Raw genomic sequence first — 13,170 nt, 5'->3', positions numbered from 1 at the left:
CCACCTCCTGAGTTCGTTCCGGATGTCTTCCGGAATTCACCCCCCGCCCTATAGATTACTCACTGAATACTCGTTCAATCTATGGCCTGGTCCAGGATCCTCTGCAGGAGCACCCATGCATGCCGTCGCGCGCGTCGACTTCAACAACGTCTTCTCCCTCCTGGAGTGGCTGATCAGCCAGTGGTGGGTCTGGGTCATCGTCGGCGTGGTCGTGCTGTTCTTCCTGGTCGTCTGGATCATGCCCGCCGCGAAGGTCAAGCCCTCCGAGGCGTTCTCGACCGATGACACCGAGGCGAACGAGATCGCCCTCGGCTTCCTCCAGATCCGCAACCTGCCCTCCGGCCCCTGGAACGACCCCACCGCCTCCGACCTCACGGATCGCGAGAAGTCGGTGCTCGTGGACCAATGGGGCGTGCACTCCCGTCAGGACTGGCTCGACAACATCGAGCGCCTGACCACGGTGCGTCGCCGCCGCGAGGTGTGGACGCTCTACCTCGCCGTGCGCTCCGAGCTCGCGACGACGCTCGGCCACGTCCCGAAGACCAAGGAGTGGCTCGCCGCCATCACGGCCGAGGGAGGCGACAAGCGCGACGCGCGCACGTTCGTCGCCGGCATCGAGTACATCGAACGCGAGGTGCGCAAGCACGTCGGCAAGGAGATCGTCACGCCCGAGGTCTTCGTGCGCACGCTCGACGGGTACGCGATCGGCCAGGCGGTGGCGATGACGACCTGGGGCGTCGCGCTCGGCCACGGCGACGTCGCCGAGGCCCGTCAGATCATCCACCGCATCAACGTCGACGCGCGTCCCGCGTTCACGTCCTGGGCGGACTTCGGCCTGAGCTACATCGCGGGTCGGGTGATGCACTGGAGCGACGGCGCGGTCGACGAGAAGTCCTTCGAGAAGTTCGGTGACGGATGGAGCGACTTCACGGCGGCGGCGACGGCGAAGCGCAACGGCCCCTGGGCGACGCTGCCGTGGAGCCTGTAGCCGTCGATCTCGCCCCGCTGCGACGGAGCGCCGGAGTCCGCGAGATCATCTCCTACGAGCGCATCTGCGGCGTGCCGCTGCACCGCCGGTTCGTGACGGTGCTCGTCGCGGTGCTGCTGTTCGCGGCGGCGATGCTCGCGGGGCTGTGGTTCCTCGGGCGCAGCGACATCCTCCAGGTCGCCCCCATCCTGGGCGTCTTCGTGATCGGGTACACGCTCATCGCCGCGTGCGGCTTCGCGTGGTACGCCGTCGGTCTGAGCCGACGCGTCAAGATCGCGGCCTTCGCCTGGCGGAACGGATGGGCGTACGCCGACCTCCTCACGCGCACACGTCGCCCCGGCAGCGCGTTCACCCGCGTCGCGCAGGGGCAGGAACGTGCCGTCGTGGCCTGTGACGACGAACGGATGCCGTTCGAGCTGGGACATCACCACTCGGTGTCACGCGGCCAGGAGGCGGCGACGGTGCAGAGGCCGTTCGCCTTCATCGAGCTGCCGCTGCCCAGCGCCGTGCCGCACATCGTGCTCGCGAACCGCACCCGCAGCATCATCCCCACGCTGGGCCTCGGCCGGGGCGCCGCGAAGATGGAGCTCGAGGGCGAGTTCGCCTCCGTGTTCCGCCTGATCGTGCCGGACGGCTACCAGCAGGACGCGCTGTACATCTTCACACCCGACCTCATGGCCCGCGTGATCGACCTGGGCTCTCGGGCCGAGATCGAGCTGGTCTCGGACCGTCTGTACGTCTACCTGCCGGGGTCGACGCGCTTCGACCGCGCGGAGGTCATGCAGGCCGCGGTCACGCTCGCGGAGGAGTTCCACCGCCGGTTCGCCGCGCGCACCGCGATGTACCGCGACGATGCGGCCGGCGCGCTGGCCCAGCGCGCCGGTGTGGCGGTCGGCCTCCGGGGGCAGCGGCTCGCCGGGCGCGGCGTGTCCGTGCTCGCGATCGCCGGCACGACCGCCGCTCTGCTCCTCTCCGCCGGCGTGACCGCCGTCACGCTGTTCGGCGGGGACCTCGTCAGGAGCTTCGGTGGCTGACTCTCCGAACCCACGGATGCGGACCCACCTGGAGGGGCGTCGGGTCCGCGTCCGTGTTCCCTCGCGCGCGCGCCTCCCGCACCTCCGCGATGACGCCGACGCCGCGCTAGGCCGAGCCGCGGACGATGAGCTCGGTCGGCAGGATCGTCGTCTGCTCGGTCTCGCGTCCGGCGAGGTGCGACAGCAGCACCGCGGCCATGGCCTCGCCGTGCGCGTACATCGGCTGACGGATCGTGGTGAGCTGCGGGTCGGTGCTCAGCGCGACGGAGGAGTCGTCGAATCCGACGAGCGCCACATCCTCGGGCACGCCGATCCCGGCGGCGCGCAGAGCCGTGAGAGCGCCGCGCGCCATGAGATCGCTTGCCACGAAGATCGCGTCGGGCCGGCCGTGCGCGAGGATGCGACGGGCGGCGTCCGCTCCCCCCGCCTCGGTGTAGTCGCCGGATTCCTCTGCGAGGGACTCGAGGCCGGCATCCGCCAGGGCGGCGCGGTAGCCCTCCAGACGATCGACGGCCGAGACCATCGAGGGCGATCCGGAGATCGTGGCGATCCGCGTGCGCCCCGAGTCGATCAGGTGCTGCGTGGCGACGCGGGATGCCGCGACGTTGTCGACGTCGACCACGTACTCCCCGTCCCGGCGGCCGACGGGACGACCGCCCCAGACGACGGGGACGACCTCGGCGATGCGCTGGATGAAGGTGTCGCTGGTGTGGTGCGAGACGATCAGCGCGCCGTCGACGCCGCCGTTGCGCACGAAGCCCGCGACCTTGTCGCCGGGGTCCTCGCTCGCGATGAGCACGTTGAGCAGGTAGTCCGAGCCGCGCAGCGCGCCGGTGATCCCGGCGACGAGGGCTGCGAAGAACGGGTCGCCGAAGAAGGTCGTGGTGTCTTCAGGCACCACGAGCGCGATCGCGTGGGTCTGCCGCGAGGCGAGCGAGCGCGCCGCCCGGTTGGGGACGTAGTGGAGCGCGGCGATCGCATCCTGTACGGCGGCAAGCGCTTCGGGGCTCACCGCCGAAGACCCGTTGACGACGCGTGACACTGTCGAGCGCGATACTCCTGCGGCCGAGGCCACTTCTTCGATGGTCGCACGTGAAGGCACGACGGACTCCCCTCCACCCGGCTGCGACTCGGGTCGGTCTTCCCAGTTCACCGCGGGTGTCGGAGTGCACCGACGGTGGTGATCTGAGCGTACTGCGCACTTGGTATCCCAGAGTGCGCCCGATGGATGTTCGGCGTGCGATTCTCGCGCAATATATCGGCATTACACGCGAGAGCGCTCCCGAATTTCAGATTCTGAACAAGTTCTTAGACGGAGACCGACAACGCCGCGCACCTCGCCCCTCCGTTCGAGCGACGCCTCGGATTCCCGCCGTCGCCGTGCGCGGCGTACCCTTGTCCGGTGCCCGACACCGAACTCTCTCCCGCACTCGTCCGCGCCGAATCGCTGATCCGCAGCATCCCGGACTACCCCGAACCGGGCATCATCTTCCGGGACATCACCCCGCTCCTCGCCGACGCCGAAGCCCTCGCGGCCACCACGGCTGCGATCGTCGAGCCCTTCGCCGGCCGGTTCGACGTGGTCGCCGGCATCGAGGCGCGCGGCTTCATCCTCGCCGGCGCCGCCGCGATCGCCGCCGGGGTCGGCCTCATCCCGATCCGCAAGGCCGGCAAGCTGCCCCGCCCCGCCGCGTCCGTCGACTACGCCCTCGAGTACGGGACCGCGACGATCGAGATGCACGACGATCTGCCCGAGGGGTCCCGCGTGCTGCTCATCGACGACGTGCTGGCGACCGGAGGCACGCTCGCCGCCGGCCGTGAACTGGTGGAGCGCCTCGGAAGCCACGTGATCGGCATCTCGGTGCTGTTCGAGATTGACGGCCTCGGCGGCCGCGACGCGATCGGCGACCTGCACACCGTCTTCCACGCCTGACCCCGAGCCGGCGCATCGACCGCCCACGCCCCATCCGGCTGTCGACTCCCCACCTCATCGACGCCGAGGAGAGGGGGCGTCGGCTTGCAGGTGGGGCGCCGGTACGGGTGAGGGATGCCGAGACGCGCAACGAATCGCGGCGAGCGCGCTCCGGTAGACTGGACGCGCCCGTCCGCCCACGACTCCTGGAGCCGTCATGCCCACCATCGTCGTCGACGTCATGCCGAAGCCCGAACTGCTCGACCCGCAGGGGAAGGCCGTGTCCGGCGCCTTCGCCCGTCTCGGCGTCGAGGGCTTCACCGACGTCCGCATCGGCAAGCGCTTCGAGCTCACGGTCGAGGGCGAGGTCACCGAGGAGATCCTCGCCGAGGCCCGCCGCCTCGCCGACGAGGTCCTGTCCAACTCCGTGATCGAGGACGTCGTGGGCATCGAGGTCGCCGAATGACCACGCGCATCGGGGTCGTCACGTTCCCCGGTTCGCTCGACGACCGCGACGCGCAGCGCGCCGTCCGTCTCGCCGGCGCCGAGCCCGTCGCCCTCTGGCACGGCTCACACGACCTCGAGGGCGTCGACGCGCTCGTGCTCCCCGGCGGCTTCAGCTACGGCGACTACCTGCGCGCCGGCGCGATCGCCGCGCTCTCGCCGATCATGGCCGAGGTGAAGGACGCCGCGGCGAAGGGCATGCCCGTGCTCGGCATCTGCAACGGATTCCAGATGCTCGTCGAGGCGCACCTGCTGCCCGGCGGCCTGATCCGCAACGACCACCAGCACTTCGTGCGTCGCGACCAGAAGCTCGTCGTCGAGAACTCCGACACCGCGTGGACCAACCGGTTCCGCACCGGCCAGGAGATCGTCATCCCGCTGAAGAACGCCGACGGCGGCTACATCGCCGACGACGAGACGCTCGACCGCATCGAGGGCGAGGGCCTGGTCGCCTTCCGCTACGCGGGCGTCAACCCCAACGGGTCGCTCCGCGACATCGCGGGCCTCACCAACGAGGCGGGCAACGTCGTCGGGCTCATGCCGCACCCCGAGCACGCCACCGAGCCCGGTTTCGGCCCCGACACCGCGGCCGCCATGCGCTCGGGTGTCGACGGCCTCGACTTCTTCACGAGCGCGATCGCCGCCGTCGCCCGCGTCGCCGCCTGACGCTCGCTGCGGCATCCGCTTCGGGAGGAGATCGCCCTTAGGAAGGACGGATTCCGCGAATCTCTCCTTCCGAGCGGGACATCTCCTTCGGAAGCGCCCCCACCGAGCACCGGACTGGCAACCCGGCGTCAGGGCGCGGGAAGGGTGAAGGGGTTGTCGCCGATCGCGGCGAGCAGGTACCAGGCCGTCGTTCCGGTGTGCAGGCTCGCGTAATAGAGGTCGCCGAATCCGGAGTCCAGGCCGTCGGTCGACGTCGCGACGATGCCCTTGCCGTCGCCGTTCACGGCCTCGCGCTGCGCGAGTCGGATGCTCTCGAGCAGCGCCTCCGCCTCCGCCGCATCCCCCGCGCCGTCGCGCAGCTTCAGCGCCAGCGCCAGATGTCCCGAGCCCTCGAACCAGACCTTCGACACGTCGACGTGGCTGATGGAGGGTCCGTGGTGCGGCCCGTCGATCGCGACGAGGTTCGCGAGCGTCCAGTCGAGCGCGGCGCCGTAGCGGGGGTCACCGGTCGCGAGCGAGCTCCAGGTCTGCGCGTCGAGCGGCACGGGGTAGACGTTGGTCGTGCTGCCGTCGAGGAGGGTGCCAGTGTCGACGTGTCCGTCGGGCGCCTGCATCGCGGCGACGAAGGCCGCGGCGGTCGCGGCGCGATCGGCCCAGACGGTGTCGCCGGTGAGCTGGGCGAGCTGGCCGAAGAACCCGGCGATGTCGCTGTTGTGCTCGGTGGACTTCCAGACCAGCGAGGTGCCGTCCTCGAGCTGACCGCCTGTATAGCCGTAGGGGGCGCGGGTCATGTCGGCGGTGTTCGTCTGGATCCACTGCGCGATGTCGAGGGCGCCGTCGAGGTACTTCTGCTCGCCGGTCGCGTGGAACAGTCGGGCGAGGGCCATGCCGACCCACGCTTGGTTGCCGGTGAACGTGCCGGGGCCGGTGATCTCGACGCGTCCCTGGCGGATGCCGTGCGGCTCGTACGAGGTGCGCACGCGGCCGTCGCCGATCGGGTCGTTGTCCTGCACGAACAGCAGCGTGTCGGCGACCGCGCGGGCGCGACGGAGGTCGTCGGGCAGCCCGCGCGCCGTGTAGGCGATCACGACGAGCGCATCGTCGTACACGAAGGACGGCGTGAAGTCCCAGGTCGGAAGGTCGGTGAAGAATCCCCCCTGGTAGCTGCGCGGGAGGCAGTGGCCTGCGCCGTCGCAGAACTCGTCGACGCGCGCGTCGAGGAACTCGTAGGCGAGTGCGACGGACGTCGCGGGGTCGGACGGATCGGCGGCGGGTGCGGGTTCGTCCGCGGGGGTGACCGCTCCGGAGGCGGTGGCCGCGCCGGCCACGACGGCCGCGGCGACGAGCGCGGCGACGACGAGCCCTGACACCGAACGGCGCGGAGAACCGGACATGAGGACCCTCTCGGTCGAGACCGCGCGGGCCGGACACGCACGGGCGACCGCGTGGTCACCCCACGATCCTGTCAATCGGCAGGGCCTTCCGACTAGCGCCGAAGGTCCACCGTCACGCGTCCATCCGTCCAGCATCCCGGTATATCGGTCGATGGGGATGCGACGAGATGCGACGAGGATGCCGGGAAGAGCCGAGACCGAGGGGGAAGGAGTCGGGCGGCGGAGTAGCATCCGGAGCATGCCCATCACGCTGGAGAACGTCGGCATCGCCGTCCGCGATCTGGAGGAGGCTATCGCCTTCTTCACCGACCTGGGCCTCACGGTCGTCGGCCGCGACGAGGTGAGCGGCGAGTGGGCGTCCACCGCGGTGGGCCTCGACGGCAACCACGCGCGGATCGCGGTGCTGCAGACGCCGGACGGGCGCGGGCAGCTCGAGTTCTTCGAGTACATCCACCCCGAGGCGATCGAGACCTCGCCGACGCTGCCGAACGAGATCGGGATGCACCGCGTGGCGTTCTCGGTCGACGACATCGACGAGTCGCTCGCGATCGCCGCACGGCACGGATGCCACCCGCTGCGCGGAGTCGCGAACTATCAGGACGTCTACAAGCTCACGTACCTGCGCGGACCCAGCGGCATCCTCGTGATGCTCGCGCAGGACCTCACGAAGAACCGCCCCGCCGTCGACTAGCCCAGAGCCGGCGGCCAGACACCGATCAGCACCGCCATCACGACGACCGTGACGAGTTCGTGCGCGATGTTCATGGTCGTCAGCGCGGTCGGCCGCCCCTCGAACGCGTCGTGCGTGATGAAGCGCGCGGCCGTGAAACCGGCCCACAGCAGCACGGCCGTGACGATCGTGCCCCAGAAGAACGAGCCGCCGTAGAAGTGCCAGGCGATCGCCGCCGCCCCGGCGAGCACCCAGGACGTCACGAAGCTCACGAGGACGGTCGTGACGATCGGCATGACGGCCGTGGCCGGCGGTCGGTCCATGTCGACGTTCGCGAGCTTCGACCAGCGCGCGCCGAACACGGGCGGTGCGTACCAGACGGAGCCGACGATCATGCTCGACAGCGTCGCCAGCAGGACCGCCCAGTAGTTGATCTCGGGAACCATGACCGCCTCCACATCGTCGAATGCCCGAAGCATACTCCCGGGTGGAAACACGCGAGGGAGGATCGCTCGCCGAGGCAGGTCCGAATCGATTCGATCCCCGCGCTGGCGATCATGTAAGCGTTTGCACTAGCCTGGACCAATGACACAGCTCGAGCAGATCGCTGCCCCCGGTTCCGAGTGGTGGCGCAGCGCCGTCATCTACCAGATCTACCCTCGCTCGTTCGCCGACGCCTCGGGCGACGGCATCGGAGATCTCCCCGGCATCACGAGCCGCCTCGACTCCCTCAAGGAGCTCGGCGTCGACGCGATCTGGCTCAGCCCGTTCATGACGAGCCCGCAGCGGGACGCCGGATACGACGTCGCTGACTATCGCGACGTCGACCCTCTGTTCGGCACGCTCGCCGACTTCGACACCATGCTGAACGAGGCGCACACACGCGGCATCCGCGTGATCATCGACCTCGTCCCCAACCACTCCTCCGACCAGCACGTCTGGTTCCAGCAGGCTCTGAAGGCAGCGCCCGGAAGCCCCGAGCGCGCTCGCTACATCTTCCGCGACGGCAAGGGCGAGAACGGAGAGCTCCCTCCGAACAACTGGGAGTCCGTGTTCGGCGGCGGCATGTGGGAGCGCGTGACCGAGACCGACGGCACGCTCGGCCAGTGGTACCTGCACATCTTCGACCCCACCCAGCCCGACTTCGACTGGACGAACGAAGAGGTGCGCGACGAGTTCCGCTCGATCTTGCGCTTCTGGCTCGACCGCGGCGTCGACGGCTTCCGCGTCGACGTGGCCCACGGCATGATCAAGAAGGACGGACTGCCCGACTACACCCCGCCGAGCGACGCCGACTCCATGGGCGGCGGCGAGGACGACGTGCCGTACTGGGGCCAGGACGGCGTGCACGACATCTACCGCGACTGGCACAAGGTGCTCGCGGAGTACGACGGCGACCGCGCCCTGTGCGGGGAGGCCTGGCTTCCCACGGTCGAGAAGACCGCCCTCTGGGTGCGCCCGGACGAGATGCACCAGACCTTCAACTTCGGCTATCTCATGACCCCGTGGGACGCCGAGAAGCTCCGTGACCTGATCCGCGAGTCGCTGGATGCGTTCGGCGGAGTCGGCGCGCCGAGCACCTGGGTCCTGTCCAACCACGACGTCGTGCGTCACGCCTCACGGCTGGCGCTCACCGCCGACAACCCGCAGGGCGAGGGCATCGGCCCGAACACCCCGCACAAGCCGGACACCGCGATCGGCCTGGCCCGCGCCCGCGCCGCGACCACGCTCATGCTCGCCCTCCCCGGCTCGTCGTACCTGTACCAGGGCGAGGAGCTGGGCCTGCCCGAGGCGATGGAGATCCCCGACGAGTTCCGTCAGGATCCGACCTGGTTCCGCACGAACGGCGAGCGCTACGGACGCGACGGATGCCGGGTGCCGCTGCCCTGGGAGGCGGAGGCCCCCGCGTTCGGCTTCAACGACACCGGCGCCTCGTGGCTTCCGCAGCCCGCCGAATGGGCCGCGTATGCGCGCGATGTCGAAGAGGTCGACCCCTCGTCGACGCTCGCGCTGTACAAGCGACTGCTCGCCGGTCGCCGCGAGTACGGCTTCGGCAGCGGATCACTGGTCTGGGAGGATGCCGGAGCGGATGCGGTGGCCTTCCGCCGCGGCGACGTGCACGTGCTCGCCAACCTGGGCGCCGAGCCGCTCCCCCTGCCCGCCGACGCGCTCGTCGTGGAGCGGAGCCAGCCCTTCGAGGGCGGCGCCCTGCCCGTCGACACGGCGGTCTGGTACACCACGGTCTGACAGCGGTCTGCGTTCCGGTCGCAGTTCGCGCCGTCCCGGCATCCGCCAGACGGCACGAACTGCGACCGGAGCGATTCGAACTCCGAGAGGAACACCATGGCTAGCATCGATGAGGTCGCCCGGCTCGCCGGGGTGTCGACGGCGACGGTGTCGCGCGCGCTGAGCGGACGAGGCCACGTCTCGGAGTCGGCGCGCCTGCGCGTGCAGGAGGCGGCGTCGGCGCTCGGCTACGTCGTGTCGTCGCGCGCGTCGAGCCTCGCATCCGGACGCACGCGCAACGTCGGTGTGGTCGTGCCCTTCCTCGACCGCTGGTTCTTCAGCACGGTGCTCTCGGGAGTGTCGGCGGCGCTCATGCGCGCGGGCTACGACATCACCCTGTACAACATCACCGCCGACAAGGACGTGCGGGCGCACGTGTTCGACACGTTCCTGCGGCGTCAGCGCGTGGACGCCGTGATCGCCGTGTCGATCGAGCTCGACGAGGACGAGACTCAGCAACTGCTCGCTCTCGGACTCCCCGTGATCGCGATCGGCGGCCCGAACCCGAGGCTCGACACGCTCACGGTCGACGACGTCGCTGTGGCGCAGCTCGCGACCGAGCACCTGATCGGTCTCGGACACCGGGACATCGCGCACATCGGCGCGAACCCCGAGTTCGACATCGACTTCCACATCCCGACCAATCGACGGCTGGGCTTCGAACGCGCGCTGGCGAATGCCCGCATCCCCCTGAACCCGGCGTTCCTCGAGCCGGCGGACTTCACGGTCGAGGGCGGCTACCGCGCGGCGAAGCAGCTGCTCGGACGTCCGGGCCCGCGCCCGACCGCGGTGTTCGCGGCGTCGGACGAGATGGCGATCGGCGCACTCCTCGCCGCCCGCGACCTCGGCTTCACCGTGCCGGGCGACCTGTCGATCGTCGGCATCGACGGACACGAGCTCGGCGAGTTCTTCCGCCTCACGACGGTCGACCAGTTCCCTCTCGGGCAGGGCGAGAGGGCCGCGGACGCCGTGCTCGCCAAGCTCGCGGACGACGACGTCGACGGCATCCCCGCGGTGCTCCCCTACGAGCTGAACGTCCGCGGGACCACCGCGCGCCTCGCCTGAGCGTGGGATGCTGGGACCATGACCCCCGGCATCCCCTCCGTCCTGTTCGTGTGCGTGCACAACGCGGGACGGTCCCAGATGGCCGCGGGCTTCCTGCGGCACGTCGCGGGCGACCGCATCGAGGTGCGCTCGGCCGGATCGATGCCCGCCGAGGCCATCAACCCCGTCGCGGTCGAGGCCATGCGGGAGCTCGGCATCGACATCACAGCCGAGACGCCGAAGGTCCTCACGACGGAGGCCGTGCAGGATTCGGACGTCGTGATCACGATGGGATGCGGTGACGCGTGCCCGTTCTTCCCCGGGAAGCGCTACGAGGACTGGGTGCTCGACGATCCCGCGGGGCAGGGCCTCGAGGCCGTCCGGCCGATCCGCGACGACATCCGCCGCCGGATCGAGTCCCTCACGGCGGAGCTGCTCGCCTGAGCTCCTCGCCTGACACGGGCGGAGAACTCCGTGACGGGCGGAGTCCCGCCGCGGATTCCTCCTCCCGACACGCAGAAGTCCGCCCGACGAGGTGACCCGTCGGGTGGACGTCTACGCGTTCCGCAGTGTCAGCGGGCGACGATGAGCCCCGCGGTCTTCTCCTGCGCGGCCTGGAAGCGGCGCTGCACGTCGGGCCAGTTCACCAGCTCCCAGAACGCCTTGACGTAGTCGGCGCGGACGTTGAGGTAGTCGAGGTAGTAGGCGTGCTCCCAGACGTCGAGCTGCAGCAGCGGCGTGACGCCGAGGGGCGCGTTGCCCTGCTGGTCGAACAGCTGGAAGATGACCGGTCGCGCGCCGACCGAGTCCCACGCCAGGACGGCCCAGCCGGAGCCCTGCACGCCGAGCGCCGTGGCCGTGAAGTGCGCGCGGAACGCGTCGATCGAGCCGAACTCGTCGGCCAGCGCGGCCTCGAGCTCACCCTCGGGGTTGCCGCCGCCGTCCGGCGACAGGTTCTCCCAGAACACCGAGTGGTTGATGTGCCCGCCCAGGTTGAAGGCGAGGTCCTTCTCGAGCTTGTTCACGACCGCGAGGTCGCCGGCACCGCGGGCGGCGGCCAGCTGCTCGAGAGCGGTGTTCGCACCCGTGACGTACGCCTGGTGGTGCTTGGAGTGGTGCAGCTCCATGATCTTGCCGGAGATGTGCGGGGCGAGGGCCGAGTAGTCGTACGGCAGCTCGGGGAGGGTGTACGGAGCGGACATGTGCTTCCTTTCCTTCGGTGGATTCTGCGGTCGGGATCAGGCGTCGCCGCGCGGCAGCGAGTGGAATCGACGGTCGAGGTACACGAGCGGACGGCCCTGCTGGCCGAGCAGCACCTCGTCGACCTCGGCGATCACCACGGTCGACGAGCCCACGGCGACGGTCGTCATGGGGTGGCAGCGCATCGCGACGCGCGCCTCGCGCAGGTACGGCTCACCGGTCGGGAGCGCACTCCAGCCCTGCGCGTCGGTGAAGCGCTCGGCTCCGCTCACCGCGAAGCTCTGCGCGAGGGCGGAGTGCTCGTCGTCGATCAGGTGCACCACGAAGCTGTCTGCCAAGAGGATCGCGCCGGCGCTGCCGGTCGCCCGGGTGACCGAGAACACGATCGCCGCGGGGTCGACGGCGACGGACGCGACGCTGGATGCCGTGAGCCCGACGGGTCCGGACGGGGTGGTGGCGGTGATGATCGCGACACCGGCCGGATGCTGGCGGAAGGCGGCCTTGAGTCCCTCGCCGACGGGTGACGGCACCGGCACGGGTGACGGAGTGGTGGGTGACGGTGTGGTGGTCATTCGTGTGCTTCCTGCGGAGGGAGGACGGCGACGAGGGGATGGTCGTGTTCGATCATGCCGACCTTCGCAGCGCCTCCGGGCGATCCGATCTCGTCGAAGAACTCGACGTTGGCCTTGTAGTAGTCCTGCCATTCGTCGGGCAGGTCGTCTTCGTAGAAGATCGCCTCGACCGGGCAGACGGGCTCGCAGGCGCCGCAGTCCACGCACTCGTCGGGGTGGATGTACAGCGAGCGCTCGCCCTCATAGATGCAGTCCACCGGACATTCGTCGATGCACGCACGGTCCTTGACATCGACGCAGGGCAGCGCGATCACATAGGTCATCGAGTGGTCTTCGTTCCTGTCACGGTTCCACCGTAAGACCTCAAGTACACTTGAGGTCAAATCGAGGAGGCGTCATGACGACACGATCCGACGCGGACCGCACCCCGCACGCGCCCGACGAGTCCCTGACGATCGGGGAGATGAGCCGCCGCACGGGCGTCGCCGCCTCGGCTCTGCACTTCTACGAGGGTCTCGGCCTCATCGCCTCGACGCGCACCGCCGGGAACCAGCGCCGCTACGCGCGGCACATGCTGCGGAGGGTGTCGCTCATCACGGTGGCCAAGCGCCTCGGCATCCCGCTCTCCGATGTGCAGGAGGCGTTCGCCGACGTCCCGTTGACCCAGACCCCGAGCCACGACGACTGGCAGCGCGCGTCGCGGCGGTGGAAGCGCGAACTCGAGAAGCGTCGGGAGGGCATCGAACGCCTCGAGCGCGAGCTCACCGGATGCATCGGCTGCGGCTGCCTGTCGATGAAGGCGTGCGGGCTGCTCAACCCCGACGACGAGCTCGGCACGCACGGCGCCGGACCCCAGCGCCTGCAGGACTGACGCTCGCCCGCATCTCCCCGCCTGGCGTC

At 69.8% G+C, this 13,170-nt stretch carries 16 protein-coding genes; 10 read left to right on the top strand and 6 right to left on the bottom strand.

The window, feature by feature from the left end; all coding sequences use genetic code 11:
* Positions 1–115 precede the first annotated feature (115 nt).
* Both ACIPY8_RS02540 and ACIPY8_RS02535 read left to right on the top strand, forming a co-directional pair.
* Positions 116–988, top strand: a complete 873-nt coding sequence (locus ACIPY8_RS02540) for a DUF1266 domain-containing protein (protein WP_400814612.1) — start codon at positions 116–118, stop codon at positions 986–988.
* On the top strand, positions 916–2,022 hold the full coding sequence (locus tag ACIPY8_RS02535) for a hypothetical protein (RefSeq protein ID WP_400814610.1): 1,107 nt from the start codon (positions 916–918) through the stop codon (positions 2,020–2,022). The genes ACIPY8_RS02540 and ACIPY8_RS02535 overlap by 73 nt, the downstream gene beginning before the upstream one ends.
* A 106-nt stretch (positions 2,023–2,128) precedes the next feature.
* Here the strand turns inward: ACIPY8_RS02535 and ACIPY8_RS02530 are convergent, their stop codons facing one another.
* A complete protein-coding gene (locus ACIPY8_RS02530; RefSeq protein WP_400814608.1) occupies positions 2,129–3,124 on the bottom strand; it encodes a LacI family DNA-binding transcriptional regulator in 996 nt (331 codons plus the stop codon).
* Positions 3,125–3,424: 300 nt separating this feature from the next.
* Between ACIPY8_RS02530 and ACIPY8_RS02525 the strand changes: the two genes are divergently transcribed.
* From ACIPY8_RS02525 to purQ, 3 genes are all read left to right on the top strand, one after another.
* Entirely contained in the window at positions 3,425–3,955 is a 531-nt protein-coding gene (locus ACIPY8_RS02525; RefSeq protein ID WP_400814606.1) for an adenine phosphoribosyltransferase, read from the top strand.
* 196 nt (positions 3,956–4,151) lie between these two features.
* Positions 4,152–4,400 carry a phosphoribosylformylglycinamidine synthase subunit PurS gene (gene purS / locus ACIPY8_RS02520; RefSeq protein WP_400814604.1) on the top strand — a complete coding sequence of 83 codons (249 nt, stop codon included), beginning with the start codon at positions 4,152–4,154 and terminating at the stop codon, positions 4,398–4,400.
* The gene (purQ, locus tag ACIPY8_RS02515) at positions 4,397–5,104 is read left to right on the top strand and encodes a phosphoribosylformylglycinamidine synthase subunit PurQ (protein WP_400814601.1); all 708 of its coding nucleotides are present in this window, start codon (positions 4,397–4,399) and stop codon (positions 5,102–5,104) included. Before purS ends, purQ begins: the two co-directional genes overlap by 4 nt.
* A gap of 128 nt (positions 5,105–5,232) precedes the next feature.
* On the opposite strand, the gene ACIPY8_RS02510 is transcribed toward purQ, so the two are convergent.
* On the bottom strand, positions 5,233–6,498 hold the full coding sequence (locus ACIPY8_RS02510; protein ID WP_400814599.1) for a hypothetical protein: 1,266 nt from the start codon (positions 6,496–6,498) through the stop codon (positions 5,233–5,235).
* 238 nt (positions 6,499–6,736) lie between these two features.
* Here ACIPY8_RS02510 and ACIPY8_RS02505 point away from each other — a divergent pair, with 238 nt between their 5' ends.
* Complete coding sequence (locus tag ACIPY8_RS02505; RefSeq protein WP_400814597.1) at positions 6,737–7,189, top strand: VOC family protein; 453 nt, start codon at positions 6,737–6,739, stop codon at positions 7,187–7,189.
* On the opposite strand, the gene ACIPY8_RS02500 is transcribed toward ACIPY8_RS02505, so the two are convergent.
* Positions 7,186–7,614: a DUF1761 domain-containing protein gene (locus ACIPY8_RS02500; protein ID WP_400814595.1), complete on the bottom strand. Its 429-nt coding sequence runs from the start codon at positions 7,612–7,614 to the stop codon at positions 7,186–7,188. The genes ACIPY8_RS02505 and ACIPY8_RS02500 overlap by 4 nt on opposite strands.
* A gap of 139 nt (positions 7,615–7,753) precedes the next feature.
* Between ACIPY8_RS02500 and ACIPY8_RS02495 the strand changes: the two genes are divergently transcribed.
* The 3 genes from ACIPY8_RS02495 (at position 7,754) to ACIPY8_RS02485 (ending at position 10,942) form a co-directional block, all read left to right on the top strand.
* A complete protein-coding gene (locus ACIPY8_RS02495; protein ID WP_400814593.1) occupies positions 7,754–9,415 on the top strand; it encodes a glycoside hydrolase family 13 protein in 1,662 nt (553 codons plus the stop codon).
* 96 nt (positions 9,416–9,511) lie between these two features.
* Positions 9,512–10,519 carry a LacI family DNA-binding transcriptional regulator gene (locus ACIPY8_RS02490; protein WP_400814590.1) on the top strand — a complete coding sequence of 336 codons (1,008 nt, stop codon included), beginning with the start codon at positions 9,512–9,514 and terminating at the stop codon, positions 10,517–10,519.
* A gap of 18 nt (positions 10,520–10,537) precedes the next feature.
* The gene (locus tag ACIPY8_RS02485; protein WP_400814588.1) at positions 10,538–10,942 is read left to right on the top strand and encodes an arsenate reductase ArsC; all 405 of its coding nucleotides are present in this window, start codon (positions 10,538–10,540) and stop codon (positions 10,940–10,942) included.
* A 128-nt stretch (positions 10,943–11,070) separates the two neighbouring features.
* Here the strand turns inward: ACIPY8_RS02485 and ACIPY8_RS02480 are convergent, their stop codons facing one another.
* From ACIPY8_RS02480 to fdxA, 3 genes are read right to left on the bottom strand one after another with little or no spacing between them, the layout of a single operon-like run.
* Positions 11,071–11,700 (bottom strand): superoxide dismutase, encoded by a 630-nt coding sequence (locus ACIPY8_RS02480; RefSeq protein WP_400814586.1) that lies wholly within the window; start codon positions 11,698–11,700, stop codon positions 11,071–11,073.
* Positions 11,701–11,736: 36 nt separating this feature from the next.
* Entirely contained in the window at positions 11,737–12,270 is a 534-nt protein-coding gene (locus tag ACIPY8_RS02475; RefSeq protein WP_400814583.1) for a flavin reductase family protein, read from the bottom strand.
* A complete protein-coding gene (gene fdxA / locus ACIPY8_RS02470; RefSeq protein WP_400814581.1) occupies positions 12,267–12,593 on the bottom strand; it encodes a ferredoxin in 327 nt (108 codons plus the stop codon). The genes ACIPY8_RS02475 and fdxA overlap by 4 nt, the downstream gene beginning before the upstream one ends.
* A 74-nt stretch (positions 12,594–12,667) precedes the next feature.
* Here fdxA and soxR point away from each other — a divergent pair, with 74 nt between their 5' ends.
* The gene (gene soxR / locus ACIPY8_RS02465; RefSeq protein ID WP_400814579.1) at positions 12,668–13,141 is read left to right on the top strand and encodes a redox-sensitive transcriptional activator SoxR; all 474 of its coding nucleotides are present in this window, start codon (positions 12,668–12,670) and stop codon (positions 13,139–13,141) included.
* Positions 13,142–13,170 lie beyond the last annotated feature (29 nt).

Source organism: Microbacterium sp. NPDC089696 (assembly GCF_044749125.1).
Taxonomy (GTDB): Bacteria; Actinomycetota; Actinomycetes; order Actinomycetales; family Microbacteriaceae; genus Microbacterium.
Note: the sequence above shows the minus strand (reverse complement) of the source record. Positions and strands in the feature narration are given on the sequence as shown.